The organism is Burkholderia sp. AU19243, from assembly GCF_018148075.1.
Taxonomy (GTDB): Bacteria; Pseudomonadota; Gammaproteobacteria; order Burkholderiales; family Burkholderiaceae; genus Burkholderia; species Burkholderia latens_A.
On sequence record NZ_JAGSTV010000001.1, the window covers coordinates 471502 to 495067 of the forward strand.

The window sequence follows — 23566 nt, forward strand, 5'->3', positions numbered from 1 at the left end:
GGGCGCGGTTGGTCAGAACTCGATGGGAGCGCGGAAGTGTTCGAAGCCATACGAAAGCGCGGCCACGATGCTTTCAGCGGTCCAGCCCAACCGTCTTGCGCGCTTCGCGAACACTTTGGCGCGGCGCGATCCGTGGCGCTCGATGTTGCGCAGCTTGCGCAACGCCGCATGCGCGTAACGGGATTGGCGGCGGATTTTCGAATTGCTCACGGTCTTTCTCCTGTAACGTGCGCGGTTATTAGGCGAGCCACTTCGCGCCGAGCGCGATCAGGTTCTTCGGTTGCCACGTCGCCCAGCTCTTGAGCTGATCGCGAAGCGTCTTCGGCGTGACTTTCATTTCCGCTGCCTTGCGATTGAGCAACTCGACATCAGCGACGAGTCGCGCGAGGATGGGCGCCGCGGCTTCCTTGTCCTGCTTCAGCTGCGCGGCCCGCGCTTTGCGCGCAGCTTTCTCGGCCGCCGCTTGGTCGCGCTTGTACGCATCAATCTGGGCGTCGATGTCGCCGCGCTTTGCAAGCGGCAGATTGAGCAGACCGTGATCGAGTGCCATCGTCTCTCTCCTTCGTGTTGCGTTGGTCAGTCGGCGAGCGCCCGGCGGCCAATGTGGTCGGCGCAGCTCGAGAACCCGGCATTGCCCGCCCCGAACTTCCGGCCGCATGACGAGCAGAACGTCGTCGCGAAGCGCGGCCGCTCGTTGTCGAGCGATTCCTCGGCCTCCAGCTCCGCGTCCTCGCGCATCGCGTGAACGACGATCGACATGACCAGATCGCCAAGCGCCTCCGGCGATTCAAGCCATGCGGCGCGCAGTGCGCGGCCGTGCTTTTCCTTCGTGACGCTGTGCATGCCGCTGATCAGGTCTTGCTCGGTCAGCGCGGCGATCTTCGCTTTCAAGCGCTCCAGCGCCATCGCAGTGATTGTTTCAGCGCGTTCCGCTTCGGCGTCGGCCGCATCGTTGAACTGCTGATGCTGGCGATCCGTCAAGAATTCGGCGGCGCGCTCGGTTAATTGAAGATTGAGCATATGCACTCCTAACAGGTTTGCCGGAAGACATTCCGGCGATACTCACTGCACTGGTGGACGGATACGCGACACTCGCATAAGGCAGCGTTTTCGCGAGGCAAGCGTGTCTTCAGACTCATCAAAAACAGGGTTTGTGACGGGGCCCAGCCGTCACTGCCGCATACCCGTCCATCAGGGCAGTGCTGCCGGGTACTCTCGTCCGGCGACGCGCTCAGGCGCCAGGTGGACCGTGCTTTCCGGCCCGTCAGGTCAACGCGTGTGCACGCGCCGACCGTTCGGCTCTGTCGCGTCCCCGGCTCCTTCGCCGGTTCATCCGGTCCACCCAGTTACAGCCTGGGCTAGGCATTCCCTTCTCACGCGGGCAGGCTTCACGGGCGATTTGTTCTGCGCGGCCACGCGCATTGCTTCTGTTGCTTCCCGGATTGGCCGCCGGGGCGGTGGCGCAGCGCGTTGTGTGCTGCGTTGATTGGAATTCTACTTTAAGTAGGCGGGAAGTCAACAACTAAAAGTAGAACACGTTCACTCGAAAGTAGAAGTGCCTGGCGGCGGACGTAAAAAAACCCGCCGAAGCGGGTTTGTCGGGCCGGCGGCGGCGCGCTATTGCAGCGGCTCGGCGGTCTGTCGCGGGAACATGCAGTCATGCGAGACGACCGCGTAGATGCGGCGGGCCGGCCATCGGGAAAGATCAGGATCGAAGTAGACCAGATTGATGATTTCCTTCAGCGCGCCGTCAGGAAGGTCGCGGCGGAAGGCCGGTGCCTTCATATGGGCGAGGGTGTCCTGCGGCGAGATCCCGGTATCGCGGAAGGTCGCGGCGAAACTGAAAGCGGACGCGGAGTCAGTGCATTTCGCCGCGACATCATCGGGGACCGGCGCGGCCCGCGCGCCGAGAATCCAGAAGGCCATAGCGAAGCAGGCAAAGCGCTTCATGGCGAATCAGTTGCCTCCGGCCCAGCCCGAGCCGGATCGATAGATCACTTCACCCATGATCGAGACGGAATCGAGATGCTCCGGGTTGATGGTCTTGTCCGGGTATTTTCCTGAATTGATCGAATGCAGCGTAATCGCGCCGCCCGCCATCTTGAAGATCTGCTTCACGAGCGGCTCGTCGGCGAAGTAGATCGCATACACCTTGCCGTCGCGAATGTTCGTCTTGGCAGTGTCGACCATGATCATGTCGCGATCGAAAAGGTAAGGTTCCATGCTGTCGCCGTGGACCCTCACCAGCCTGCAATCCTTGGGTTTCGAACCAAGTGCGCGGAAAAAGCCAATATCGAATGGCAGGGCCTTCTTCTGCCGAATTTCCCACTGAATCAAACCAGTCCCCGCGCTGAACCTGTAATCGTATGTATCCAACCAGACGCGATTTTCGTCTGGGGGCAGGTCGTCCGGATGCTCCCACACCAGGACATTTCCCTGATCTTCGGGAAGCGTGTGCTTCCCTGGCTTCGTTTCGCTGGCGCCATAGACCAGCTCGGATGCGCTGCGCCCAACCGCCTCGGCGATCAGGTTCAACTTCTCCTGGCGCGGCATGGCCTGTCCAAGCGTGTAGCGGCGGACCATCTCGTAGGTGATCTTTTCGCCGCGCGCTTTGAAAAAGTCGACGATCCCCTGAACCTCGATCGGGACGGCCGCCATTGCTTGCGACAGGCGGGACGCGAATTCGGGGTATCGGATCGGGAGTTGTTTGCTTTCTACCATGGGTAGAAGTCTATCAATCGCAGTGTCGGTCGTCATTTCTACTTTCTGTCCTTGCGGAAATCTACTTTAAGTAGTACTCTGCGGCGCATGGACACGCTCAATCACACCCCCAATCCGAACGTCGCCGAGGCGCTTGACTTGCTCGGCGGCGACAGCGCAGTCGCGCGCCTTCTCAACGTTCGCCCGTGGGCGATCAGCAAGTGGCGCAAGAGCATCCCGCCGGGTCGGGTTCTGTGGCTGGCTGAGCAAACCGGGTGGCGCAAGACGCCGCACCAGCTTTGTCCGGAAATCTACCCGAACGAGCTCGACGGTTTGCCGCCCGCGCTCCAATTTGCTCAGGTGCCCGCATGAGTACCGTTGAAATAGTCTCGCCGGACGAGATCGAAAACACACGCATGCTCGGTGCACGCAATGAATCCGAGATCTTGCGCGCGGTTGCGCGCGTCACGCAGGCGCATGTAGCCGATTGCATGAGCGTCTCGGCCAGCACCATCAGCCGCACGCTGGAAGACCTGAACCGCTGGGCGACGCTGCTCGCGGCCGCCGGCCTGCAGGTCGTTCCGGTCGATTCCATGGTCGTCGACGCGCACGAGCTGACCGCGCTCGAGAGCATGGCGTTCAAGTATCTGGAGACGCGGCAGCAGCAGCGCGTCAAGGAAGGGCGGTCATGAACTGCAAACCTGGAGATTTGGCGATCATCATCGGAGCCTCATGGCCGTGGACTGTCCCGAACATCGGAAGGATTTGTATTGTGGTTGGCGCTTCCGGAGATTCCGAATGGTCATGGCTGTGTAAGGGCGATCGTCCGTTCATGGACGGGTCGGGAGCCATTACCGAAGTGATCATGGTCCGCGATGCTGACTTGCGTCCGATCTCCGGCCTTCCCATCACCGACGACCTCAAAGACGAGGTGACGGCATGAGCCCGCTCGTGATCGCATTGCTCGCCTATATCGCGCTCCTCGCAATCCTGACAGGGCTGCTCGCTTGGCTCATGCGGAGGTAGGCGTGGCCCGTATTCGCACCATCAAACCCGACTTCTGGACGGATGAGAAGATCGTCGAGCTTTCATTCGAAGCTCGGCTGTTCTTCATCGGCTCATGGAATTTCGCAGACGACAACGGAAACCTGCAGCGCTCGGCCAAGAAACTGAAGATGCAAATCTTTCCGGCCGACGCCATCGACTGCGAACCCATCATTCAATCATTGATTGCTCACGGAATGCTCAGTGAGTATGACGTGAATGGCGAGAAGTACTTGCACATCAAGGGTTTCCGCAAGCATCAGGTGATCAATCGCCCGTCAAAAACAGGCCTTCCCATGCCGGATTCCGGTAGTACTCCTACAACACTCACTGAGCCCTCATTGACGGAAAGGAAGGGAAAGGAAGGGAAAGGAAAGGAAGAAAACCATCTTTCTAACAACGACGGCGGTATACCTGGCACGCACGACGATTCGAGTTTGGATTCGCCGGTCGTTTCCGGAGCGAAATTTTCGACTTTGCTCATCCGCTGGGAGCGTGAGCGGAAAAAGCTGATTCGTTGCAATCCCAGCGAACAAACCTTCGTCGAATGGCTGAACCTCGGCATCACCGACGAGCAGCTCCGTTTGGCATACGAGATGGCGGTCGCGCGCCGCGAAGCTGACGGCGATTCATCGCCCGTCAACGTCGGGCTCGTCAATTCCTGCCTGCAGCAGGTGCTCAATCCGCCGAAGCCGCGGCCGCCGCGCGAGGACAACTCGTGGAAGCGGTCGAACGCCGGCATAGAGCGAAAAGCATCTGAGCTGGGCATTGCGTGTCCGGCAGGCCGCGACCATGCGTGGTTGCTCGAGAAGTGCGAAAGCGTGATGCGCCAGCGGGCGCGGGAGATTGCAGCATGAGCGATTCCGGACAGGCTTGGGGTATGTGCTCCGCGTATGGGTGCCCGCTGCTCGGCACGATGGGCGGCGACAAGTGGTACTGCTTTTGCCATGCGAACCGCTCCAATGGGTCGAACGACGACATCACGAGCATTCTGCGTAGCGATGCTGCATGGGCGATCGTGCAGGCGACGCTCGACATCCGGCGACACTTCGGCTCATTTGTCGATGCGCCGGACGCGTACCGACGCATTCAGCAACGGCTCATCGAGGCTGATCGGCGCGACCTGCTGCTCGGCAAGGCGGACGAATCGCCGCACAAGCCCGGCAAGCCGATCGTGCGCGCATGGCTCGCGCGCCTCGAATCGGAGCTGATCAAGCTCACGGCGTCCGCCGGACGGCAGCAAGGTCCGAGCGGAATTGTGAAGACGGGGACGGTCATCGGGCCGACGCACGCCTCGGGGTTCAGCCCATACGCGAACGACGATCAGGAGGCGGCATGAAGCGCATCACGAAAGACATGATCAAGGCCGGCGGCCACCGTTACTGCTGCGAATGCTCAGCGCACGGGCCGCGCGTGAAAGCGCACTGGACGCACAAGGGGCGGGATTACTGCAACATGCACAAGCCGACGGAGACGGCGGTGCAGCACGCGCGCGAGGTGCGGGCATGACGCAGCAATCGCTCATCGGCGCGCCGGTCGTCGCCAGCCGCGTCGAGTTCGTCATTCCCGGTACGCCAGTCGCGAAGGGGCGCCCGAAATTCGCGCGCCGCGGCGCGCATGTGACGACGTACACCCCCGAGAAGACCGAACGGTACGAGAACCTCGTGAAGATGGCCGCGCGCGCGGCGATGCGCGATGACGAGCCATACGCCGGCCCGATCCGCCTGATCGTGCACATCGGCCTGCCGATTCCGTCGAGCTGGTCGATGAAGAAGCAGGAAGCGGCCGCGGCCGGCGCGATCGGCGCGACGAAGAAGCCGGATGCCGACAACGTCGTGAAGGCGCTGAAGGACGGAATGAACGGCGTGGTGTACGTCGACGACGGACAGGTGGTCGATCTATGGATCTCGAAGCGGTACGCACGCACGCCGGGCGTTCGCATCGAGGCCATCGAACTGAATTTGCAACGAGCGTGAGGGCGCATGGACAACATCGAATTCAAATCGGCATTCGACGCAGTGCGGTTCGCACTTTGCTATTCGGCCCAGCAGTACGGGGAAACGCTCATGGCAAAGCGACTGCGGCCACCGAGCAGCGGCGGGATCGGGCTGGTCGGGCTCGAGGGGGCGGCGCAGGCCGGGATGATCCGGCGCGAGCTCGAGGAATTGCCTGAGCTGCACCTGTCGGCGATTGTGGCGAATGCGGCGCCGCATGATCTGCCGTGCTCCTGCGGCTCGTCATGTTGCAGCGGCCGCACGCCGAATCTCGAATGGCAAGCGGCGATTGGCTGGCTCACGGGCGCATCCGCGGCTTACTGCTCGGGCTTCTCGCATTACCGGGTGCGTCGCGCAATCGTCGAGCGCGTCTTCGGCGTGAAATCCGATCTGGTCGAGATCGCGAAGGACTGCGAGGCGCACGTGAACACGGTTAGCAAGCAGAACGCTGCGGTGCGGAAATGGCTTGAGGGTGATCGCAAAGCCAAACCGGAAACGCCGGGCGTGATTCAGGTCGCTTGGATGGCGGTCGAGCGGCGTCTTTCGATGGCCGGATTGCTGGTCGAAAGCGAAACTGCTTGACAATGTGTGTTTGACCCACAATAATCCGCGTCATTCGATACACGTCGAAAGTGTCTCCAAAGCCCGCTGAGCCAAAAGCCAGCGGGCTTTTTCGTTTCCTCGATGTCTCCACCACGCGCCCCCGCGTGATTCAGCCCGGCTCGTCCGGGCTTTTTCTTTTCCACCGCCGCAATGGCAAGCGCAAGCGGGCCAGTGCGCAAAAACACCCGCAGTCCGCGATGTGGCGATCCGATGGCAACGTCCTCTCCGTCGTGAAACCGGCAGGCGCGGGCAACCATGACGAGAGAACGGGCCGCATGCCCTTGATGGGGCACGGACATGGCAAAGAAGACAGGACGCCCGACTGCCTACACCCACAAGCTCGCGAAAGCGATTTGCGCTGCGATCATCGACGGGATGACGCTGCGCCAGGTGTGCGCGCTGCCGGGTATGCCGGCGAAAAGCACGATCCTGCGGTGGCTGCAGGACGAGGATAAGGCCGAGTTTCAGGCCCAATACGTGCGCGCGCGGGAAATCCAGGCCGAGGACATGGCCGACGAGATCCTGGAAATCGCGGACGACGGCCGCAACGATTGGATGGAACAGCACGATCGTGACGGTAACGCGGTCGGGTGGCGCGAGAACGGCGAGGCAATCCGCCGCTCCGCGCTGCGCGTCGAGGCGCGGAAATGGCTGCTGTCGAAGCGAGCTCCGAAGAAATACGGTGTGCCTGACCGCGACCGCGGCCCGGCCGATTCAACCGATCCGGATGGCGGGAAAACGGTCGTCGTGATCAACGGCGGACTGCCAGATGCCCCGAATCGAGATTAACCTGCCGACGCTTCATAGCGGTCAGATGGCCGCGTGGAACAAGCGCAAGCGCTTCAACGCGCTGCGCTGCGGGCGACGGTGGGGCAAGACGCAGATGGCGATCGCGATCGCCGGCACTCAAGCGACGCATGGCGAGTACATCGGCATCTTCGCGCCCGACTACAAGATCATGTCGGAGACGTACCGAGAGCTCGAGGAAGCCCTCGCTCCGGTCACTGCGCACTCGAACAAGACCGATGGTCTGATCCGCCTGATCTCTGGCGGGCGCATCGACTTCTGGACGCTGAATAACCCGAAGGCGGGCCGGTCGCGGAAATACCACGGCGTGCTGGTCGACGAAGCGGCATTCGCTGGCGACGACATGTCGGACATCTGGGCGAAAGCGATCGCGCCGACGCTGTTCGACTTTCGCGGCTGGGCGTGGGCGATGTCGACGCCGAACGGTTCGGACCCGGACAACTGGTTCTACCAGGTCTGCACGAACCCAGCGCTCGGCTGGACGGAGTATCACGCGCCGTCGAACACGAACCCGCATCTGCCGCAGGACGAGTTCGAGCGCATCCGCGCATCGAACATGCCGCTGGTGTTCCAGCAGGAATACCTCGCCGACTTCGTCGATTGGAACGGCGCCGCTTTCTTCAGCGAGGAATCGCTGCTTGTCGACGGCGAGCCGGTCGATTACCCGGCGCGCTGCGATCAAGTTTTCGCAGTGGTCGACACCGCGCTGAAGGACGGCCTCGAGCACGACGGCACGGCCGTCACATACTTCGCGCGCAACGTCATCACCGGCACGCCGCTGACGATCCTCGATTGGGACGTGCTGCAGATCGAGGGCGCGTTGCTCGAATCGTGGCTTCCGACGGTGGCCCAGCGCTGCGAAGAACTGGCCGCGCAGGTCGGCGCCCGGCAGGGCAGCCTCGGCGGCTGGATCGAAGACAAGGCGAGCGGCATCGTGCTGCTGCAGCAGGCCAGGCGGCGCAGCCTGCCGTTCCACCCGATCGAGGAAAAGCTGGTCGACCTCGGCAAGGAGGGGCGTGCGCTGTCGGTGAGCGGCTACGTGCACCGCGGCGAGGTGAAGATCAGCCGCTACGCGCACGACAAGGTCACGAACTACAAGGGCCAGACGCGGAATCACCTGATTTCGCAGGTGTGCGGCTTTCGTCTCGGCACGAAGACGCCGCACCACATGGACTTGCTGGACACATTCACCTACGGCGTGGCGATTAGCCTCGGCGACTCAGAGGGCTACTAGATGGGCGGTTACTACGGCGACGCGGACGACAGCTCGCAAGCGAGCCTGAACGTCGGCACGGCCATGTCCGCCGAGCTCATGCGTCTGTTAGGCGCTGACGATCTGCAGCCTGGCTCGCCGCCGTCGTACGAGATGTGCAAGGTCATCTACAGCTACCACCCGCTGGGCGCGAAGATGGCCGAGGCGCCGTATGAGGAAGCGCTGTCGCAGGAGCGTGAGATCACGATCCCCGGCGCGCCCGAGGATGATCTTGTGCAGGCGTTCCGGAAGGAATGGAAGAAGCTGGGCGGCGTTGGCGCGGACGAGATCATCAAGAATTTCATGACGCTCAAGCGCGTCTACGGCATTGCCTCGCTGATCGTCGGCGCGCGTGACTTTCCGACAGATGAGCCGCTGCCGATCGAGCGCATGCACGAGCTCGACCTGTACTTCAACATCCTCGACCCGCTGAACACGGCCGGCTCGCTGGTGCTGAACCAGAACCCGAACGCGCCGGACTTCCAGAAGCCGCAGTTCCTGCGGGTGGCGAACCACGATTACCACCCGTCGCGCGCGGTGATCGCGCTGAACGAGGCGCCGATCTACATCGAGTGGACGAACAGCGCCTTCGGCTTCGTCGGCCGCTCGGTCTACCAGCGCGCGCTGTACCCGCTAAAGTCGTATGTGCAGGCGATGATCACGGACAACGCGATCATCGAGAAGTCGGGGCTGCTCGTCTACAAGATGAAGTCGCCGGGCGCGGTGCTCGACAAGGTCGCGCTCGCGTGGGGCAGCTTGAAGCGCCGCATGCTGAAGGGCGCGAAGACGGGCAACGTGATGTCGATCGGCCTCGAGGAAAGCATCGAGTCGATTGACCTGAAGAACATTCGTGACGCCGCGGAGTTCGCGCGCATGAACGTGATCAAGAACATCGCGACGTCGGCGAAGATGCCGGCCGTGATGCTCGCGCAGGACACGCTGACCGAAGGGTTCGGCGAGGGCACCGAGGACGCGAAGCTGATCGCGCGCTTCATCGACCGCGTGCGGATCGAGATGGGCCCGGCGTACGACTTCCTCGACCCGATCGTGATGCGCCGCGCGTGGAGCCCCGAGTTTTACGCGTCGATGCAGCGCAAGCATCCGAGCCTGTACGGCAACATGCCGTACGCAACGGCGTTCATGGAGTGGAAAAACGCCTTCACCGCGACGTGGCCGAATCTGCTCGTCGAGCCGGACAGCGAGAAGATCAAGACCGACGACGTGATCACGAAGGCGGCGATTGCATGCATCGAGGTGATGCTCCCCGAGCTGGATCCGGAGAACAAGGCGATGGCGATCGGATGGCTGGCCGAGGTGATGAACGAGCGCAAGCTCATGTTCTCGGCGCCGCTCGAGATTGATCTCGAAGCGCTGAAGTCGTACGAGCCGCCGCAACCCCCGACGGAGCCGCATCCGATCGTTGAATCGTCGCACGAGTAACCGATGAGCGTCCGCCCCGCAATCAACCGCACGTTTCACGACGTGCTGACCGAGGCCATCCGCGACATCACCGAACACGGTTACGACGATCCGGCCCGGCTGCAGGAATGGCTGCGCCGGCTGCGCTTCGCTGCGATGGCCGATCTGCCGACCGACGCCGAGATGCGCAACCGGATGCAGGTCGCGATGGACGCGGTGTTCCGCCGCACGCTGTCGAAGACCGGCGCGCTGCGGTATCACCCCGGCGTGCCGCGATTCACGATCGAGAGGATCACGCCGTCGCTGCGCCCTGAGCTCGACAAGCGCGTGCGCGCGAGCGTCGACCTGATCAAGCTGAACCGCGAGCGCGCGGTCGAGCAGTCGCTGCAGCGTCTCGCCGGCTGGGTGTCGTCGGTGCCCGCCGGCGGCTCGCGCGCGGTCGAGAAGGCCGACGTGCGCGAGAGCATTGCCAAGCCGATCCGGCAACTGCGCTACGAGGAACGCCGCGTCTCGATCGACCAAGGGCACAAGCTCATGTCGTCGATCAACGCGGTCATCGCCGAGCAGACGCAGGCGATCGCGATGATGTGGCGCTCGCACTGGCGGCAGGCCGGCTACGACTATCGGCCTGACCACAAGGAGCGCGACAAGCGCTTCTACGTGGTGCGCGGCTCGTGGGCGCTTCAGCAGGGGCTGATCACGAAGGGCGACGGATACCTCGACGAGATCACGCAGCCGGCCGAGGAACCTTTCTGCCGTTGCTATGGCGTGTACGTGAACAACCTGCGCGACCTGCCGCCCGAGATGCTGACCGAGAAGGGGCGGCGGGCGCTCGAAGAAACCCGAATCCGGAAACCCTGAAATGCCATCTGTGAGCGAACGTCAGCACCGTGCCATGGAGAGCGCGGCACACGGCCACAGCACGCTCGGCATTCCGAAGTCGGTCGGCGAGGAATTCGTGAACGCCGACAAGCGTGCGGATTCCGCCGAGGGCGGCACGACCGAGCTTGACGTGGCCAAGGCGATCCGCGATGGCGAACTGAGCAGCCCGCAACAGTACGAGAACGTCTGGCTGTTCGACCTGCGCATCACCGGTACCGGCACCAGCTATCGAACCGAGCACGACGAGTTCGTGTATCGGCCGCCCGAGAACTTCCTGACCGAGGAATTCCGGGAGCGCTGCTATGGCCTGCCGGTCATCTTCGAGCATCCCGAGAAATCGATTCTCAGCACCGAGGAATATCGCGCGCGAGCAATCGGCACGATCGTCCTCCCGTACATCAAGGGCGATGAGGTTTGGGGCATCGCCAAGATATTCGACGTGGACGCGGCGGCACTGATGTGCACGTCGCACGCGTCGACCAGTCCCGCGGTGATCTTCCGCGACGCGGGCTCAGCCGAAGCCGTCGAGGTCGACGGTAAATCGGTCCTCATCGAAGGCAAGCCGTCCTATCTCGACCACCTCGCAATCTGCGAAGAGGGCGTGTGGGACAAAGGCGGCGAGCCCAGCGGAGTCAACACAGGAGATCCTGAAATGGATGGTATGGAAGAACAGGCCCCGGCATGGGCCGATGCGCTGATGAAGCGCATGGACAGCGTCTGCTCGCGCATGGACGCCATCGAGAACAAGGGTGGCGACAAGATGCCGGCAGAGCCGCTCGCGGCCGATGCAGCGGAAGGCGCGGCCGAGCGCGAAGGCGAGAAGGAAATGGAGCACGAGCACGCTGCCGCGCGCGAACTGGCGGAAGCAGAACGTGCTGGTGCTGCCGAGCACCGCGACGAGGAACGTGCTGACTCGGCCGAGAAGAAGGACGAGGAAGAGAAGGAGCGTGCGGATTCCGCTGCGCGCGCCGACTCGCAGCGTCTTGCCCGCGAGAACGCCGAGCTGCGCGCCCAGATCCAGCGCATGGACGGCACACTGTCGACGCTGACGAAGCCGCTGTCGGCCGAAGACCGCGACGCGCTCGCGACCGCCCAGATGCGCGCCGACTCGGTGATGCAGATGTTCGGCCAGAACGCGACCGCGCCGCTGCATGGCGAAAGCCCGATCGACTATCGCCGGCGCCTCGCCTCGAAGCTCGCGTCGCACAGCCCGGAAATGAAGGGTGTGAAGCTCGACGCGCTCGACGGCGCCGCGTTCAAGCTGGTCGAGGACCGCATCTACGCGGACGCCCAGACCGCTGCGATGAACCCGGCCGCGGCACCCGCCGGCCGCCTTATCCCGATCGTCTCGCGCGACGAGGCGGGCCGCCAGATCACCCGCTTCACGGGCGACATCGCATCGTGGATGCAGCACTTCACTGCACCCGGCGTCGTCTGCAAGCTCAACCGCCAAGCCAAGGGGGCATAAGCCATGTCGATTTCGTTCAACCCGATGGTGACGAGCTCGCCGACTGGCACCTTCCGCGTCGATACGGAAGGCTATGTCCAGGGCGCCGTCATGGACGATCCGTCGTCAAACATGTGGCTCGCGAGCGCGATTATCGCCGCGTCGGTCACCAGCCCGGTCTGGGGCGGCATGGCCGTCACCGAGAACATTGCCGTGCCGGATCAAAACGGCCTCGGCAACTCGCTGGTGATCGCCGCGAACAACGCTGGCGTGACGGGCTTCACCGTCATCAACCGGTCGTACAACGCGATCCTGACGCCGGGCAACAACGTGCCGCAGCTGATGGCGGGCATGACGGCGATGTTCTATCGCCTCGGCTCGAACGCGCGCATCGCGGTGCAATGCGATGCGACGCTGGCCGGCAACCTCAATCCGGGCGCGATCAATCAGCAGGTCTCGTGGGACTTCACGAACCAGAAACTGATTACGTACAGCTCGGGCGTCGGCGCACTCGCGTGCAAGGTGCTCTCCGTCAACACGAAAAGCAAGATCGTCAGCTACAACTCGGGGACCGGTGCGCTCACCTGGACCCAGGGTCCGGCAGCGATCATCCAGATCTAAGGAGCCTCCGAAATGGCAAATTACTTCCCGGCTCAGGCCAAGGTCGCGCCGAGCTTCTCGGAGCCCGAGCTGATCGTCACCTACGCGCAGCCTTCTGGCGCGTTCAACGCGCTTCCGGGCGGCAAGCCGCGCGTGAAGATCGGTAGCGAAGACCTCTTCGTCTACATCAACACGCTCGACCTGCGCACCGAAATGCAGGCATCGCAGGGTGCGCCGAACCTGCTGCCGTCGGCAACTCTGACTGCGAATTTCTATGGTACGGCGACGTATCTGATCCGCACGCGTGCGCAGTGGGACCACCACGATACGGCCGCTGCGGCCGCGTACTCGGTCGGCCTGCCGGCCGCGCAGGATCTCGCGCAGCGTCAGGGCATCTTCCAGCAGATGCGCACGGGCCTGCTGTACGGCTTCAACCCGGCGAACGGTGAAGGCCTGATGAACACGGTCGGTGCCACCGCCGTGACGCTGCCGCCGGACAGCTACGGCAACACGTCGGTGTCGACCTACGACAACGGCGAGATGTCGCTGTGGATCCTCGCGCAGATCGTGTCGCTGAAGACCCGCATGTTCCAGTCGGGCGGCAACATCCACAGCAAGATCCGCATCGTCAGCCCGCAGCGCGTGTTCCTGCAGCTCAACTACGGCTCGATCGTGCAGGTCGTGCAGTATCAGCGTCCCGGCGCCGGTACGGCCACGGTCGGCCAGGTCGTGAAGAATGTCGTCGACGAAATGGGCGACGAGATCGAGTGGTACTTCGACGACACGCTGATCGGCAAGGGTGCAGGCGGCTCGGACGCGGTGATCCTCACGATCCCCGAGATCGAGAAGCCGGACATCCCGGGCATCAACACCAACGTGGCGGCGGACATCACGCCGAACATGAAGGCGGTGAACCTGATGTACGCGGACGCCGCGGCGCCGATCAAGATTCCGACGCCGATCCCGGACGGTGGCATCACCGAAGTGCAGGAGCTGCGCGTTACGTCCGGCTGGGGCGTTCGCCCCGAGGGCATCACGATCCTGTCGATGCCGCACTGAGCACCACCGCAGTAAGAGTCAGCATCACCACCCTGAAGGGGCACCCGCGCGGTGCCCCTTTCTTTTTCCCGAGGACGACATGTCGATTTTCATCGCCAACTGCACGAAGCAGCATCTTGATCATCACTTCCGCTCGCCCGAACACGCCGGCAAGGCTCAGGTCGTGCACATCCCGTCGGGCCAGCAGCGGGAGATCGCGTGCGGCGCGTCGAGCGCTGCCATCGAGGCACTAGTGCGACACCTCGAGCAGTTTGGCTTCCGCAACGCGGCCGAGGTGAACGGCAAGATCAGCGAGTTCTCGGGCTACCTCTACCGCGTCGGCAAGCCCGTAACGGAAACGCACATCGTCACCGCGCACGACCAGCTCGTCGACACGCAGGAGCATCGCTCCGCGCAGGAAGCGACGCGCAGCGCGCTCGCCTTCGACAGCGCCACGCGCGACAAGAAGGGTGGCGGCAAGGGCCGGCGCATGGCGAGCGTGACCTCGGTCGAAGTGAAGCAGGACGTCCCGCCCGGCCAGAAGCCGACCGGTGACGAAGTGAATTTCTCGCTGTCGGTGGCGCCGGACGGCCGCACCGACACCAAGCTGCCGGTCTGAGCATGGACTGCGTCCAGCATATTCCGTGGGGAACGGCGATTCTCATGAGCATCGCCATCCTCGCGATCCCGATCGTTGCCGCAATCCTGGACGTCTGATATGGCTTTCGTCGACCCGACCCAGCCGAATCTCGCGGACTTCACGACGTTCGTCTACAACCAGGGCGTTCCGCAGACTGACCTGCCGACGGACTCGCAGTACCTGCAGTGGGCGTACACGATGGCGCTGAACCTCGCGCTCGTGCCGCCGTGCAGCGTGCCGTCAATCGTCTACGTACTGGCCGTGTACAACCTCGGCATGCACCGGCTGCTGAAGGTCGCGCAGGACACCCCGCCGGCGACGTTCTTCACGACGCAGCGCACGGCGTTCAAGCTGATGGCGTTCGTCGGCGGCGTCGTGCAGTCGTCGGCGGACAACGGCACGTCGAACAGCCTCGTCGTGCCCGACTTCATGAAGAACCTGACGATGCAGGACCTCGACCTGCTGAAAACGCCGTGGGGCCGCGAATATCTGGCCTACGCGCAGCAGTACGGCCCGGACGTTGTCGGAGTTTCCTGATGCCCACTCTGCACCTCGGCGTGATCGACGTTGCCTATACCGGGCCGGACGCAAAGCCCGGCGTCACCACGGGCGACGTCGCGACGTTCATCGAGGACGAGTACCACGTGATGCGCGTGTTCCTCGAGATGTACGAGGAAGAGATCGGCGAGCTGCTGGCGAACGACATCGCCGGCGAGATCGAAAGCATCGCGCACGGCAAGCCGGTCGGGCGCCTGTCGGTCGACGTGTCGACGGGGAAGATCGGTGAGCTGTTTCGGGACTTCCTTGATGCGCGCGAGTGGAAGCAGGCAAGCGCGCAGACAGTCGCGGCCGCCGACGAAGGCGTGAATCATCGGAAGAAGCGGCCATACGCCGCGGAGAACCCGGCGCGGCCGGAATTCGTCGACACGGGCCTCTACCAGGCGTCGTTTCGTGCATGGGTGACTGACTGATGGGACTGATCGATGAAGCAGCGGCCGCGCCGGGCGATCTCGCCGCGGCACTTGAGGCCGGCGTCGAGCAGCTCTCGCGCAACCAGTCCGTCACGTTCCAGCAGTACACGAAGTCGACGCTTCCCACGGACGGATACGTGTTCTGGGTGGCGACCGGCACCGCGCAGCAGTTCAGCGGCTCGCTGCACATCCTGACCGACCGTCGGCAGGAAGAAGACCAGACGATCGCCGCGAACAAGCTGCTGTTCACGGCTGAGCAGGAGATTTCGCAGCTCAACACGATCGCGCCGGGAACGATGTGGATCGGCACGTGGCAGGTCGACGGGGCGACTCTGCAGGTCGCGTTCGCCGAGACGGGGCTGAACTATCAGCAGGCCGGACTCTGGCATTACCGCGGCTTCGCCGTCTACCCGGCGCTGGCGTCGCAGCTCGTTGCGAGCGCGGCCGATCTGCCGGTCGAGCCGATCGTCTCGAACAGCCTGCCGATCTGGCTATCGCTGGCGAGCCTTGCCGGCGCGCCGGTCTATCCGTCGTTCCTCGTGCCGGACAACGTCGAGCCGCCGTATGTCACGGCGCATATCGAACCGGGCGAGACGATCGCGCTGCAGGCGTTCCCGACGTACACATGGCCCGGCACGCCGACGCCGCCCACGGCGCTGCAGCAGATGGCGAGCGCGCAGCTGATGCGCGACACCGTGCGGCTCACGTTCTACGGATTCACGAATCAGCGCGCGATCCAGTTCTACGCGTCGCTGATCGACTACTCGCTGAACACCGACGATTTCGGCTTCTGCAATTCGCCGGCGATCCGCGACGAGAAGCGCATGCAGGTTGAGATCGCTGCGCTCGCGATGAAGAAGACCCTGACGATCCTCGCGTCGTACTACCAGGGAACCGCCGACGCGATCGCGCGGCGGCTGATCCTGTCGGCCAGCATCACCACCACCATCCAGGAGTAATCGAAATGTCCCAGAACCCCATCGTTCCGCGCCCGGGCGGCGCGCTGTCCGCGCTCAACATTTCGGCCGCTGATGTTGTCAAGGCAGCACCGGGAACGCTTTGGCGCGTGAGCGTGACGACGGCCGGCTCGGCCGCAGGCGCCGCTTACGACGCCTCCGCTACGAGCGGCAATACGGCCGCAAACCTGATCGCTGCGATCCCGAACACCGTCGGCATCTACTACCTCGAATGGCCGTGCGCGAACGGCATTCTCATCGTGCCGGGCACGGGGCAAGTCGTCTCGGTGTCGTACGCGTAACTTCAGGAGCCGCCCACCATGGCGCAAACCATCACCTCGACGATCGTCAATCTGAACGTCACCGTCACCCGGGCGCCCGTGCCGTCGCAGCTTCAGCGCAGCGGTGCGATCGTCTCGGTGGGCGGCACGACGCTTACCCCCGGCACGTACCAGTACTGCGGACTCGTCAGCGATCTCACGTCCATTCTCAGCGGGTCGGGCAACTCGACCGAGCTGGCGAACATGGCGAACACGCACTTCGCGCAGGGTTCGGCTATCGGCTTCTACGTGCTCGAGCTCGGCGCCGAAACCGGCGTCGATCAAGGCATCGGCCTGCTGCAAACGTGGATCTCGAACAACCCGAACGTGTTCTACGCGTACCTCGTGCCGGCGGCATGGGACTATTCGAAGGACGAGGTCGGCAGCGTCATCGTGACGAATGGCGGCTCGGGCTACACGTCCGCGCCGACGGTCACGTTCTCCGCGCCGACGTCGGGCACGACCGCGACCGGCACGGCCGTCATCCAGAACGGCAAGGTCGTGGCCGTCACGATCACGAATCCGGGCTCTGGCTACACCGCGGCGCCGACCGTCTCGTTCTCGGGCGGCGGCGGCACGGGCGCGGTCGCAACGGCGAACTTGGCATCGGCACTGAACATTCTCGCCAGCCTGTACTCGTCGCCGACCAGCAAGACGTATTTCTTCGTCACGACGAGCTCGACGAACCTCGCGAACTACTCGACGCTGAAATCGGTGTTCGCGGTGGTGCCGAGCCCGCTTGCGCCGTCGACGGAGTTCACGGCGGCCGCGTTCTTCTACCAGTGGCTCGTCAACCAGCCCGGCGCGGCGAACAAGCTCGCGCCGATGGCTTACCGCTACCTGTATGGCGTCACGGCGTGGCCGGCGCAAGGCTACAACGCGCAGATCACGACGATCCTGAGCGGCCACGGGAACATCGTGCTCACGGGCGCCGAAGGCGGCATTTCGACGGCATGCGTGTTCAAGGGCATGCTGATGAGCGGCGATCAGGCGAGCTGGTGGTATGGGATCGACTGGTTCCAGATCCAGTCGAAGCAGGCGATCGCCGCGGCCATCATCAATGGTTCAAACAGCAACCCGCCGCTGCTCTATGACCAGCCCGGCATCAACTCGATCGAGGCCGTCGCCGAGAACACGGGTTCGAGCGCCGTCAGCTTCGGCTGCGCGCAGTCGGTGTCGATCTCGGCCACGAGCTTCCTGCAGTACACCACGCAGAACCCGGGCGATTACGCCGCCGGCATCTACAACGGCCTCGCCGCGACGGTGGTCGGACAGAACGGGTTCCTGACCGTGACCTTCAACATCGACGCAGTGCAGTTCTAAGGAGAGCCTCAGATGGCAACCAATCCGCTTGTCAGCCAGGGCACCCTGAACCGCGTCCGGTGCTCGGTCATCGTGCCGGCCTTCACGTCGCTGAACATCACGGCGCCGTACATGGGAAAGTCGTTCGCGCGCATCGCGTTCGAGGGCGACTTCACTGATCAGACCGGCACCGGGACGGGCCTCGTGAACTCGCCGGCACCGTACGTGCCGGCGACGATCACCGTCGGCATTCTGCGCACGCAGGCGCTGTCGATGGCATGGCGCGCGCAGTGGGAATCGAACAGCGTGCTCGGCCAGGTCAAGGTCAACAGTGATTCGGCCGCGTTCGATTCGTTCACGCTGTACGACACCGCGATCCGCCACTTCGACCCGAATGCGTTCGACGGCATGGATGCGGTCTGCATGCTGGTGCTGCGCGGCACGTACTACACCAACAATGACCTGTGGAGCATGACGTGATCCAGATCAACGAGGCGATGAACCTCGTCGTGCCGGTCGTCGCCGATGAGGCCGGCGTGAAGGTATGGGCCTATCACACGCCGATCTCGCGGCAGGTGTTCGAGGCGAACTACCGCGTGCTCGCGGCGACGAAAGCGTCGCTAATGAGCCGCGGCGGCATCTACATGATGGATTCGGGCCCGCGCATCGCAGCACTCACGCTGCTTGACGAGGGCATGCGCGAGGCTGAGGCGCGCGGCAGCTACGCGAAGGACGGAAAGACCGTTCTCGACGAGGCGACGCCGGCGCTGATGGCCGAGATTCGCCGCCTGACGATGGTGCTGGTGCCGGGTCCGGGCGGCTGGGATCTCCTGCCGATCGATGGCGCGGTCGCGGCCGGAAAGATCGATGAAGAGGACCAGGCCGAAACGGAGTCGGCGATCGTTTTTTTTACCTGCATCTGCTCGCTCGCGAGCAAGGCGGAACGGAAGAAACAGGCGAACAGCACGGCTTACCTGCTGAAGGGGTCGATTACCTCCTTGCCACCTATGGAATTTGCCGATTCCTTGCCGAACTCGACGAAGGCCGCACCTTCGGCACAACAGGCGGTGTCGTCGGTTCCATCCTGAGGTTCGTCGCCGGCGAGGGCTTCGCGGAAACAGTGCAGCGTCACGGCTTCGAATACCGCAGCGCGCGTGATTTCCGCGATCGCAACATCCTCGAACTGATCCGAACCCTGAGAGGCGCAAGTGGCTAATAAGCCGATCATCAGCATCGACGTGAATGCCGAGCAGTTCAAGGCGTTCTACGAGCTGTACGAGCAGTTCGAGGCCAAGGTCGCGAGCATGCCGAAGGAGTGGCAGCAGATCGACACATCGATGCGCCGCAGCGCGGCGACAGCGAAGTCGCTCACAAGCGGTATTCAGTCGTCGACCGAGGCGCAGCGCCAGTTCAACATCATGGCGCGCGAAGGCCTGCACACGATGTCGAAGATGGCGAAGGAGGCCAGCAACGTCGGCAAGGCGGTGTTCGACATCGGCAAGTGGCTGCTGAAGATCGGCGCCATCGGCGGCGGTATAGCGGGGCTGGGGGGCATCCTCGGCGCGATCAGCCTGCGTGATCTCGCGCATTCGGCCGTGACCGAGCAGCGCGGTGCGCGCGGCGTCGGCCTGACGCCGGGTCAGTACAAGGCGTTCGGGATGGATTTCGGGCGCTTCCTCGACCCGAGCATCCTGTCGCATGTCGCGGACGCGCAGAACAGCTATCAGGGCCGCGTGTGGCTGGGCCTTGCGACCGGCCTCGGCGCGCAGGCTGTTGCGAACCAAGGTCCAGACCAACTCGCGATGCGCCTCGCCACGCGCGCGCACGACTGGTGGACGAAGACGCCATCGTCGCAGCGCACGGCCGAGAATCTGGCCGCCGCCGGCTTCACGCAGTCGGGCCTAACGCTCGAGGACGTGCGCCGGCTCGGCAATACGCCGCTGTCGGAACTGCAATCCGCGCGCGCGCAGTACGGCAGTGATCAGCGCTCGCTGAACGTCAGCAACGGGACGACGCAGGCCTGGTATGAGTTCGATCGACAGATCTCGCTCGCGGGCCGCACGCTCGAGACATCGCTGACGAATCGGCTGGTCGAGCTCGCGCCGTCGCTGCGCAGTTTCGTGACGACGCTGACGAAGGACGCGGACCAGCTGATCAACGACATCTTCACGCCGAAGAACCTGAAAGCGGTCGAGGATGGAATCACCGGGCTGACGAACTATCTCGGGTCGCCGACGTTCCAGCAGGACATGCGGGACTTCGCCGGTCTGATCGGATTGGTCGCCGGCGCGATTCGCAAGGCCGCTCGCTTCTTCGGAATCGACACGTCGTCGACGTCGAACGCCGATGTCGGGAATTTCGATCTCGGCAGCGGCGCGAACGACTGGAGTACCGGCGGCATCTCGTCGACCGAGAAAGCGCTTGGCTATACGCGGCACGCGCTGACGATGCCGGGCGACCCGGCAGGCTATCTCGCGAACATCGAAAAGCAGCGCGGGCTGCCGCCCGGAACGCTGTCGCGCATGTGGCAGGTTGAGTCGAAGTCCGGGAAGAATCTGGTCGGCCCGCTTCTGAAGAACGGCGATCAGGCGATCGGTGACTTCCAGTTCACCTCGGGCACGTGGAACGATTGGGGCAACGGCGGCGACCGGTTCAGCTTCAAGGATCAAGCCGGCGCGTCCGGGCGCTACATGCAGTCGCTCATGCGCAAGTACGGCGGCGATATCCGCAAGGCGCTCGCCGCGTACAACTGGGGTCCGGGCAACCTTGACAAAGACATCGCGAAGAACGGCGGCCAGTGGGATTCGCATCTTCCCACCGAGACGCGCAATTACATCGCGCAGATCGCCGGTGAGGTCGCCAAGCGTAGCGCCGTGAAGGTGCAGGTCCAGGTGAGCAACAACACGTCCGCCCGCGTCGCCGTGCAGGCTAACGCGGCGGCGCCGAGGTAATCGATATGGCGGGACTCGACCTTTCTTCAGGCTTCCGATCGGCGTACGACCTGTCTTTTCAGGTTTCGCCGATCATCCTGAACGGCGGGATCGTCGCGAACACGCTCGGCGGCATGATGCCGATCATCGGTCTTGTGGGGCAACTCGGCGCGCTCGCGCAGAGCGTCCTGTCGAGCGGCAGCATCGGCCTCGACAACTTCTTCGCGCGGTTCGTGGTGCTGCCTGGCGGGACGATCATCAACAACGCGGTCGGCACGTATCCGTTCGCGAACCAGCAGGTTGCCGGCAACGCGATCGTGATGCAGCCGAAAAACGTTTCGCTGCTGATGATCGCGCCCGTGAAGGACACGGGCGGCTATCTTACGAAGACCGCGATCTTCACGTCGCTGCAAAGCTCGCTCGAGGCGCACTGCGCCGCCGGCGGCACGTTTCATGTGGCAACGCCCGCGCGCATCTACACGAACTGCATCCTGACATCGATGACCGACGTCACGAGCGGCGAGGGCAAGCAACAACAGATCCAGTGGCAGCTCGACTTCGTGCAGCCGCTGTTGACGCAACAGGCGGCGAGCAGCGCATTCAGCGCGCTCATGAGCAAGCTCGCCGGTGGCCAGCAGGTGACGTCGCCAGCATGGTCCGGCGCGGTGGCCGCGGCCGGCTCGGCAGTGCAGGGCGCGCTCGAAGGCGTCGGCAATATGGCCGGCGTCGTGAATCAGTTCCTCTCGCAGCCGGCACTATGACGACGCTCGTTCCTTTCCTGCCGTCCAACGCGACAACGCCGCCGTTTCAGGCGACTGTCACGCTCGACGGGGTCGCCTATTCGCTGTCGGTGACGTGGAACATCGCGGGCATGCGCTGGTACGTCACGCTGACCGACCAGAACGGAAACGTCACGTGGTGCGGCGCGATGGCTGGATCGCCGCTCGATTTCGACATCCTGCTCGCGCCGGGCATCTTTTCGACCTCGACGCTGCTGTATCGCGAGGACACGGGCAATTTCGAGATCACGCCGTAATCGATGCGCTACTACGACATCACCATCACGCCGGAAGGCGGCACGAAGCCGATCCGGCGCTGGACGTCGCACCCGAATGGCGCGTTCGATCCGGGCGCGCTGAACATCGAATTCGATATTCCGGTAGCCACGTATGGGACGCCGATCGGCGGCCAGTCGCTGCTGATCGAAGGCGTGCCGCTCGGGGATTTGCTGGAAGCGCAGCAGTTCGCCGGCATGAACCTGACGATGAAGGGCGGCATGCAGGCGGGGCTTCCGCTGGCGAATCCGAAGCAGGCTGGGCTGATTGCGGCCGGCCAGATTTGGCAGTCGTTCGGCAACTGGGAAGGCACCGAGATGACGCTCGATCTCGTGCTGAATCCAGCGGTCTATACGCTCGACCAGCCCGGCAACATCGTGCTGAACTGGAAGGCGGGCGCGACGCTCACGAGCGCGCTCGCACAGACGCTGTCGACCGCCTATCCGACGATGCCTGCGCTGATCAACATCAGCTCGTCGCTCGTGCAGTCGCATGATGAGGTGCATCGCTGCTCGACGCTCGAGCAGCTCGCGCAGCTGCTCACGGAGATCACGCAGGGAAACTTCCTCGGCACCGATTATGCGGGCGTGCAGATGACGATTCAGGCCGGCCAGATCGTCGTCTACGACAGCACGTACAAGCCGAATACCGTGCAGCTCGCGTTCACGGATTTCGTCGGTCAGCCGACGTGGATTGCGCCGAATGTGATGCAGGTCAAGCTTGTGATGCGCGCCGACATTCAGCTCGGATCGGAGCTGCTGATGCCGCAGGGGTTGCAGAACACGCCCGGCATCGTTCTGACATCGTCGTCATCGCTGCCATCGAGCCTGAAATACAAGAGTGCGTTTCAGGGCAAGTTCTCGGTGATCGAGCTGCGCCATATCGGCAACTTCCGCGCGCTCGATGGCGCGTCGTGGGCGACGGTCGCAAATTGCGCGGTGATGAGCAATGGCTGACAACTATTCGAAGCTGCCGCTTCAGCGATCGCTGAATCGCATGGCGATCGCGCGCGCGGCGCAGGCGATCGAGGATACGGGCAACGCGCTGCCGTGCAGCGTCGTGGCGGTATCCGGGGCGGTCGTGACTGTGAAGTTCGAGATGGAAGGCACGTGGACGTTGCCGGAAGTCACGATCCCGAAAGCGGAAAGCCCGTGGATCCGCATGCCGACGCAGATCGGCGATAAAGGCGTGACGATGCCAGCCGACGCGTATCTCGGCGGCATCTCCGGCCTCGGCGGCGGAACCGCCGATTTCCGGCGCCGCGGCAACCTGACTGCGCTCGTGTTCGTGCCAGTGAGCAACGCGGGCGCGCCGCCGGATGACCCGAACGCAGCGCAGGTATGCGGCCCGAACGGCATGATCGCGCGCACCACGCAGGGCACGACACCGTCGTCGTGCGTCGTGAACCAGAGCGGCGTATCGATGACGTATGGCGGCGCGTCGCTTTCGCTGACGGCGGCCGGCATCGTCATGAGCTTCGGTGGTCACACGATTACGCTCGATGCATCGGGCCTGTCGATCGACGGCAACAGCTACGAGAACCACACGCACGGGTACTTTCCGGGCACCGGATCGAAGACGCAGACCGATCCGCCCATCAATTGAG

The 23566-nt window shown here is 63.7% G+C and carries 33 protein-coding genes; 28 read left to right on the forward strand and 5 right to left on the reverse strand.

What is annotated here, in order from left to right:
• Positions 1-12: 12 nt before the first annotated feature.
• From KDW55_RS02295 to KDW55_RS29280, 5 genes are all read right to left on the reverse strand, one after another.
• On the reverse strand, positions 13-210 hold the full coding sequence (locus KDW55_RS02295) for a hypothetical protein (protein ID WP_212197823.1): 198 nt from the start codon (positions 208-210) through the stop codon (positions 13-15).
• A gap of 28 nt (positions 211-238) precedes the next feature.
• The gene (locus KDW55_RS02300) at positions 239-550 is read right to left on the reverse strand and encodes a hypothetical protein (protein ID WP_212197824.1); all 312 of its coding nucleotides are present in this window, start codon (positions 548-550) and stop codon (positions 239-241) included.
• 26 nt (positions 551-576) lie between these two features.
• Positions 577-1020 carry a hypothetical protein gene (locus KDW55_RS02305; RefSeq protein WP_212197869.1) on the reverse strand — a complete coding sequence of 148 codons (444 nt, stop codon included), beginning with the start codon at positions 1018-1020 and terminating at the stop codon, positions 577-579.
• Between the two features lie 597 nt (positions 1021-1617).
• A complete protein-coding gene (locus tag KDW55_RS02310) occupies positions 1618-1950 on the reverse strand; it encodes a hypothetical protein (protein ID WP_212197825.1) in 333 nt (110 codons plus the stop codon).
• A 6-nt stretch (positions 1951-1956) separates the two neighbouring features.
• On the reverse strand, positions 1957-2757 hold the full coding sequence (locus tag KDW55_RS29280; protein ID WP_249181298.1) for a S24 family peptidase: 801 nt from the start codon (positions 2755-2757) through the stop codon (positions 1957-1959).
• A 51-nt stretch (positions 2758-2808) separates the two neighbouring features.
• Here KDW55_RS29280 and KDW55_RS02320 point away from each other — a divergent pair, with 51 nt between their 5' ends.
• The 28 genes from KDW55_RS02320 (at position 2809) to KDW55_RS02455 (ending at position 23565) form a co-directional block, all read left to right on the forward strand.
• Complete coding sequence (locus KDW55_RS02320) at positions 2809-3072, forward strand: Cro/CI family transcriptional regulator (RefSeq protein ID WP_212197826.1); 264 nt, start codon at positions 2809-2811, stop codon at positions 3070-3072.
• Positions 3069-3392 (forward strand): CII family transcriptional regulator, encoded by a 324-nt coding sequence (locus tag KDW55_RS02325; RefSeq protein ID WP_212197827.1) that lies wholly within the window; start codon positions 3069-3071, stop codon positions 3390-3392. Before KDW55_RS02320 ends, KDW55_RS02325 begins: the two co-directional genes overlap by 4 nt.
• Positions 3389-3643, forward strand: a complete 255-nt coding sequence (locus KDW55_RS02330; RefSeq protein WP_212197828.1) for a hypothetical protein — start codon at positions 3389-3391, stop codon at positions 3641-3643. The genes KDW55_RS02325 and KDW55_RS02330 overlap by 4 nt, the downstream gene beginning before the upstream one ends.
• An 85-nt stretch (positions 3644-3728) precedes the next feature.
• On the forward strand, positions 3729-4601 hold the full coding sequence (locus tag KDW55_RS02335; RefSeq protein WP_212197829.1) for a hypothetical protein: 873 nt from the start codon (positions 3729-3731) through the stop codon (positions 4599-4601).
• Positions 4598-5083, forward strand: a complete 486-nt coding sequence (locus KDW55_RS02340; RefSeq protein WP_212197830.1) for a hypothetical protein — start codon at positions 4598-4600, stop codon at positions 5081-5083. The genes KDW55_RS02335 and KDW55_RS02340 overlap by 4 nt, the downstream gene beginning before the upstream one ends.
• Positions 5080-5253, forward strand: coding sequence for a hypothetical protein (locus KDW55_RS02345; RefSeq protein WP_212197831.1), 174 nt, complete (start codon positions 5080-5082; stop codon positions 5251-5253). Before KDW55_RS02340 ends, KDW55_RS02345 begins: the two co-directional genes overlap by 4 nt.
• Positions 5250-5720: a RusA family crossover junction endodeoxyribonuclease gene (locus KDW55_RS02350; protein ID WP_212197832.1), complete on the forward strand. Its 471-nt coding sequence runs from the start codon at positions 5250-5252 to the stop codon at positions 5718-5720. Before KDW55_RS02345 ends, KDW55_RS02350 begins: the two co-directional genes overlap by 4 nt.
• Before the next feature lie 6 nt (positions 5721-5726).
• The gene (locus KDW55_RS02355; protein WP_212197833.1) at positions 5727-6320 is read left to right on the forward strand and encodes a DNA-binding protein; all 594 of its coding nucleotides are present in this window, start codon (positions 5727-5729) and stop codon (positions 6318-6320) included.
• Positions 6321-6638: 318 nt separating this feature from the next.
• Positions 6639-7130: a terminase small subunit protein gene (locus KDW55_RS02360; protein ID WP_212197834.1), complete on the forward strand. Its 492-nt coding sequence runs from the start codon at positions 6639-6641 to the stop codon at positions 7128-7130.
• On the forward strand, positions 7111-8382 hold the full coding sequence (locus KDW55_RS02365; protein WP_212197835.1) for a terminase family protein: 1272 nt from the start codon (positions 7111-7113) through the stop codon (positions 8380-8382). The genes KDW55_RS02360 and KDW55_RS02365 overlap by 20 nt, the downstream gene beginning before the upstream one ends.
• On the forward strand, positions 8383-9840 hold the full coding sequence (locus KDW55_RS02370; protein WP_249181299.1) for a phage portal protein: 1458 nt from the start codon (positions 8383-8385) through the stop codon (positions 9838-9840).
• Between the two features lie 3 nt (positions 9841-9843).
• Positions 9844-10680 carry a hypothetical protein gene (locus tag KDW55_RS02375; RefSeq protein ID WP_212197836.1) on the forward strand — a complete coding sequence of 279 codons (837 nt, stop codon included), beginning with the start codon at positions 9844-9846 and terminating at the stop codon, positions 10678-10680.
• A gap of 1 nt (position 10681) precedes the next feature.
• Complete coding sequence (locus tag KDW55_RS02380) at positions 10682-12169, forward strand: NUDIX hydrolase (RefSeq protein ID WP_212197837.1); 1488 nt, start codon at positions 10682-10684, stop codon at positions 12167-12169.
• Between the two features lie 3 nt (positions 12170-12172).
• Positions 12173-12769, forward strand: a complete 597-nt coding sequence (locus KDW55_RS02385; RefSeq protein ID WP_212159909.1) for a hypothetical protein — start codon at positions 12173-12175, stop codon at positions 12767-12769.
• A gap of 12 nt (positions 12770-12781) precedes the next feature.
• Complete coding sequence (locus tag KDW55_RS02390) at positions 12782-13807, forward strand: DUF2184 domain-containing protein (RefSeq protein WP_212197838.1); 1026 nt, start codon at positions 12782-12784, stop codon at positions 13805-13807.
• A gap of 79 nt (positions 13808-13886) precedes the next feature.
• On the forward strand, positions 13887-14405 hold the full coding sequence (locus KDW55_RS02395) for a hypothetical protein (protein ID WP_212197839.1): 519 nt from the start codon (positions 13887-13889) through the stop codon (positions 14403-14405).
• A 99-nt stretch (positions 14406-14504) separates the two neighbouring features.
• Positions 14505-14963: a hypothetical protein gene (locus tag KDW55_RS02400; protein ID WP_212197840.1), complete on the forward strand. Its 459-nt coding sequence runs from the start codon at positions 14505-14507 to the stop codon at positions 14961-14963.
• The gene (locus KDW55_RS02405) at positions 14963-15397 is read left to right on the forward strand and encodes a hypothetical protein (RefSeq protein WP_249181300.1); all 435 of its coding nucleotides are present in this window, start codon (positions 14963-14965) and stop codon (positions 15395-15397) included. Before KDW55_RS02400 ends, KDW55_RS02405 begins: the two co-directional genes overlap by 1 nt.
• Entirely contained in the window at positions 15397-16356 is a 960-nt protein-coding gene (locus tag KDW55_RS02410) for a hypothetical protein (RefSeq protein WP_212159912.1), read from the forward strand. The genes KDW55_RS02405 and KDW55_RS02410 overlap by 1 nt, the downstream gene beginning before the upstream one ends.
• A 5-nt stretch (positions 16357-16361) precedes the next feature.
• Positions 16362-16655 carry a hypothetical protein gene (locus KDW55_RS02415; protein ID WP_212197841.1) on the forward strand — a complete coding sequence of 98 codons (294 nt, stop codon included), beginning with the start codon at positions 16362-16364 and terminating at the stop codon, positions 16653-16655.
• An 18-nt stretch (positions 16656-16673) separates the two neighbouring features.
• On the forward strand, positions 16674-17996 hold the full coding sequence (locus tag KDW55_RS02420) for a hypothetical protein (RefSeq protein WP_212197842.1): 1323 nt from the start codon (positions 16674-16676) through the stop codon (positions 17994-17996).
• Positions 17997-18008: 12 nt separating this feature from the next.
• A complete protein-coding gene (locus KDW55_RS29285; protein WP_249181301.1) occupies positions 18009-18455 on the forward strand; it encodes a hypothetical protein in 447 nt (148 codons plus the stop codon).
• A 29-nt stretch (positions 18456-18484) separates the two neighbouring features.
• Entirely contained in the window at positions 18485-19063 is a 579-nt protein-coding gene (locus KDW55_RS02430; RefSeq protein ID WP_349252587.1) for a hypothetical protein, read from the forward strand.
• Positions 19064-19183: 120 nt separating this feature from the next.
• Entirely contained in the window at positions 19184-20926 is a 1743-nt protein-coding gene (locus KDW55_RS29695; RefSeq protein WP_212197844.1) for a lytic transglycosylase domain-containing protein, read from the forward strand.
• Between the two features lie 5 nt (positions 20927-20931).
• Positions 20932-21666 (forward strand): hypothetical protein, encoded by a 735-nt coding sequence (locus KDW55_RS02440; RefSeq protein WP_212159917.1) that lies wholly within the window; start codon positions 20932-20934, stop codon positions 21664-21666.
• Entirely contained in the window at positions 21663-21941 is a 279-nt protein-coding gene (locus tag KDW55_RS02445; protein ID WP_212159918.1) for a hypothetical protein, read from the forward strand. Before KDW55_RS02440 ends, KDW55_RS02445 begins: the two co-directional genes overlap by 4 nt.
• Before the next feature lie 3 nt (positions 21942-21944).
• Positions 21945-22916, forward strand: coding sequence for a hypothetical protein (locus KDW55_RS02450; RefSeq protein WP_249181302.1), 972 nt, complete (start codon positions 21945-21947; stop codon positions 22914-22916).
• Positions 22909-23565: a hypothetical protein gene (locus tag KDW55_RS02455; protein WP_212197845.1), complete on the forward strand. Its 657-nt coding sequence runs from the start codon at positions 22909-22911 to the stop codon at positions 23563-23565. Before KDW55_RS02450 ends, KDW55_RS02455 begins: the two co-directional genes overlap by 8 nt.
• The last annotated feature ends 1 nt before the right edge of the window (position 23566 follow it).

Bases quoted from the DNA above. Each gene is read 5' to 3' on its own strand.
- KDW55_RS29280 (WP_249181298.1), bottom strand. From the start codon at position 2,757: ATGACGACCGACACTGCGATTGATAGACTTCTACCCATGGTAGAAAGC.
- KDW55_RS02455 (WP_212197845.1), top strand. From the start codon at position 22,909: ATGGCTGACAACTATTCGAAGCTGCCGCTTCAGCGATCGCTGAATCGC.
- KDW55_RS02365 (WP_212197835.1), top strand. From the start codon at position 7,111: ATGCCCCGAATCGAGATTAACCTGCCGACGCTTCATAGCGGTCAGATG.
- KDW55_RS02375 (WP_212197836.1), top strand. From the start codon at position 9,844: ATGAGCGTCCGCCCCGCAATCAACCGCACGTTTCACGACGTGCTGACC.
- KDW55_RS02450 (WP_249181302.1), top strand. From the start codon at position 21,945: ATGCGCTACTACGACATCACCATCACGCCGGAAGGCGGCACGAAGCCG.
- KDW55_RS02385 (WP_212159909.1), top strand. From the start codon at position 12,173: ATGTCGATTTCGTTCAACCCGATGGTGACGAGCTCGCCGACTGGCACC.
- KDW55_RS02305 (WP_212197869.1), bottom strand. From the start codon at position 1,020: ATGCTCAATCTTCAATTAACCGAGCGCGCCGCCGAATTCTTGACGGAT.
- KDW55_RS02340 (WP_212197830.1), top strand. From the start codon at position 4,598: ATGAGCGATTCCGGACAGGCTTGGGGTATGTGCTCCGCGTATGGGTGC.
- KDW55_RS02360 (WP_212197834.1), top strand. From the start codon at position 6,639: ATGGCAAAGAAGACAGGACGCCCGACTGCCTACACCCACAAGCTCGCG.
- KDW55_RS02370 (WP_249181299.1), top strand. From the start codon at position 8,383: ATGGGCGGTTACTACGGCGACGCGGACGACAGCTCGCAAGCGAGCCTG.
- KDW55_RS02395 (WP_212197839.1), top strand. From the start codon at position 13,887: ATGTCGATTTTCATCGCCAACTGCACGAAGCAGCATCTTGATCATCAC.
- KDW55_RS02320 (WP_212197826.1), top strand. From the start codon at position 2,809: ATGGACACGCTCAATCACACCCCCAATCCGAACGTCGCCGAGGCGCTT.
- KDW55_RS02415 (WP_212197841.1), top strand. From the start codon at position 16,362: ATGTCCCAGAACCCCATCGTTCCGCGCCCGGGCGGCGCGCTGTCCGCG.
- KDW55_RS02330 (WP_212197828.1), top strand. From the start codon at position 3,389: ATGAACTGCAAACCTGGAGATTTGGCGATCATCATCGGAGCCTCATGG.
- KDW55_RS02350 (WP_212197832.1), top strand. From the start codon at position 5,250: ATGACGCAGCAATCGCTCATCGGCGCGCCGGTCGTCGCCAGCCGCGTC.
- KDW55_RS02355 (WP_212197833.1), top strand. From the start codon at position 5,727: ATGGACAACATCGAATTCAAATCGGCATTCGACGCAGTGCGGTTCGCA.
- KDW55_RS02345 (WP_212197831.1), top strand. From the start codon at position 5,080: ATGAAGCGCATCACGAAAGACATGATCAAGGCCGGCGGCCACCGTTAC.
- KDW55_RS02405 (WP_249181300.1), top strand. From the start codon at position 14,963: ATGCCCACTCTGCACCTCGGCGTGATCGACGTTGCCTATACCGGGCCG.
- KDW55_RS02325 (WP_212197827.1), top strand. From the start codon at position 3,069: ATGAGTACCGTTGAAATAGTCTCGCCGGACGAGATCGAAAACACACGC.
- KDW55_RS02380 (WP_212197837.1), top strand. From the start codon at position 10,682: ATGCCATCTGTGAGCGAACGTCAGCACCGTGCCATGGAGAGCGCGGCA.
- KDW55_RS02410 (WP_212159912.1), top strand. From the start codon at position 15,397: ATGGGACTGATCGATGAAGCAGCGGCCGCGCCGGGCGATCTCGCCGCG.
- KDW55_RS02310 (WP_212197825.1), bottom strand. From the start codon at position 1,950: ATGAAGCGCTTTGCCTGCTTCGCTATGGCCTTCTGGATTCTCGGCGCG.
- KDW55_RS02390 (WP_212197838.1), top strand. From the start codon at position 12,782: ATGGCAAATTACTTCCCGGCTCAGGCCAAGGTCGCGCCGAGCTTCTCG.
- KDW55_RS02445 (WP_212159918.1), top strand. From the start codon at position 21,663: ATGACGACGCTCGTTCCTTTCCTGCCGTCCAACGCGACAACGCCGCCG.
- KDW55_RS02300 (WP_212197824.1), bottom strand. From the start codon at position 550: ATGGCACTCGATCACGGTCTGCTCAATCTGCCGCTTGCAAAGCGCGGC.
- KDW55_RS29285 (WP_249181301.1), top strand. From the start codon at position 18,009: ATGGCAACCAATCCGCTTGTCAGCCAGGGCACCCTGAACCGCGTCCGG.
- KDW55_RS02440 (WP_212159917.1), top strand. From the start codon at position 20,932: ATGGCGGGACTCGACCTTTCTTCAGGCTTCCGATCGGCGTACGACCTG.
- KDW55_RS02400 (WP_212197840.1), top strand. From the start codon at position 14,505: ATGGCTTTCGTCGACCCGACCCAGCCGAATCTCGCGGACTTCACGACG.
- KDW55_RS02420 (WP_212197842.1), top strand. From the start codon at position 16,674: ATGGCGCAAACCATCACCTCGACGATCGTCAATCTGAACGTCACCGTC.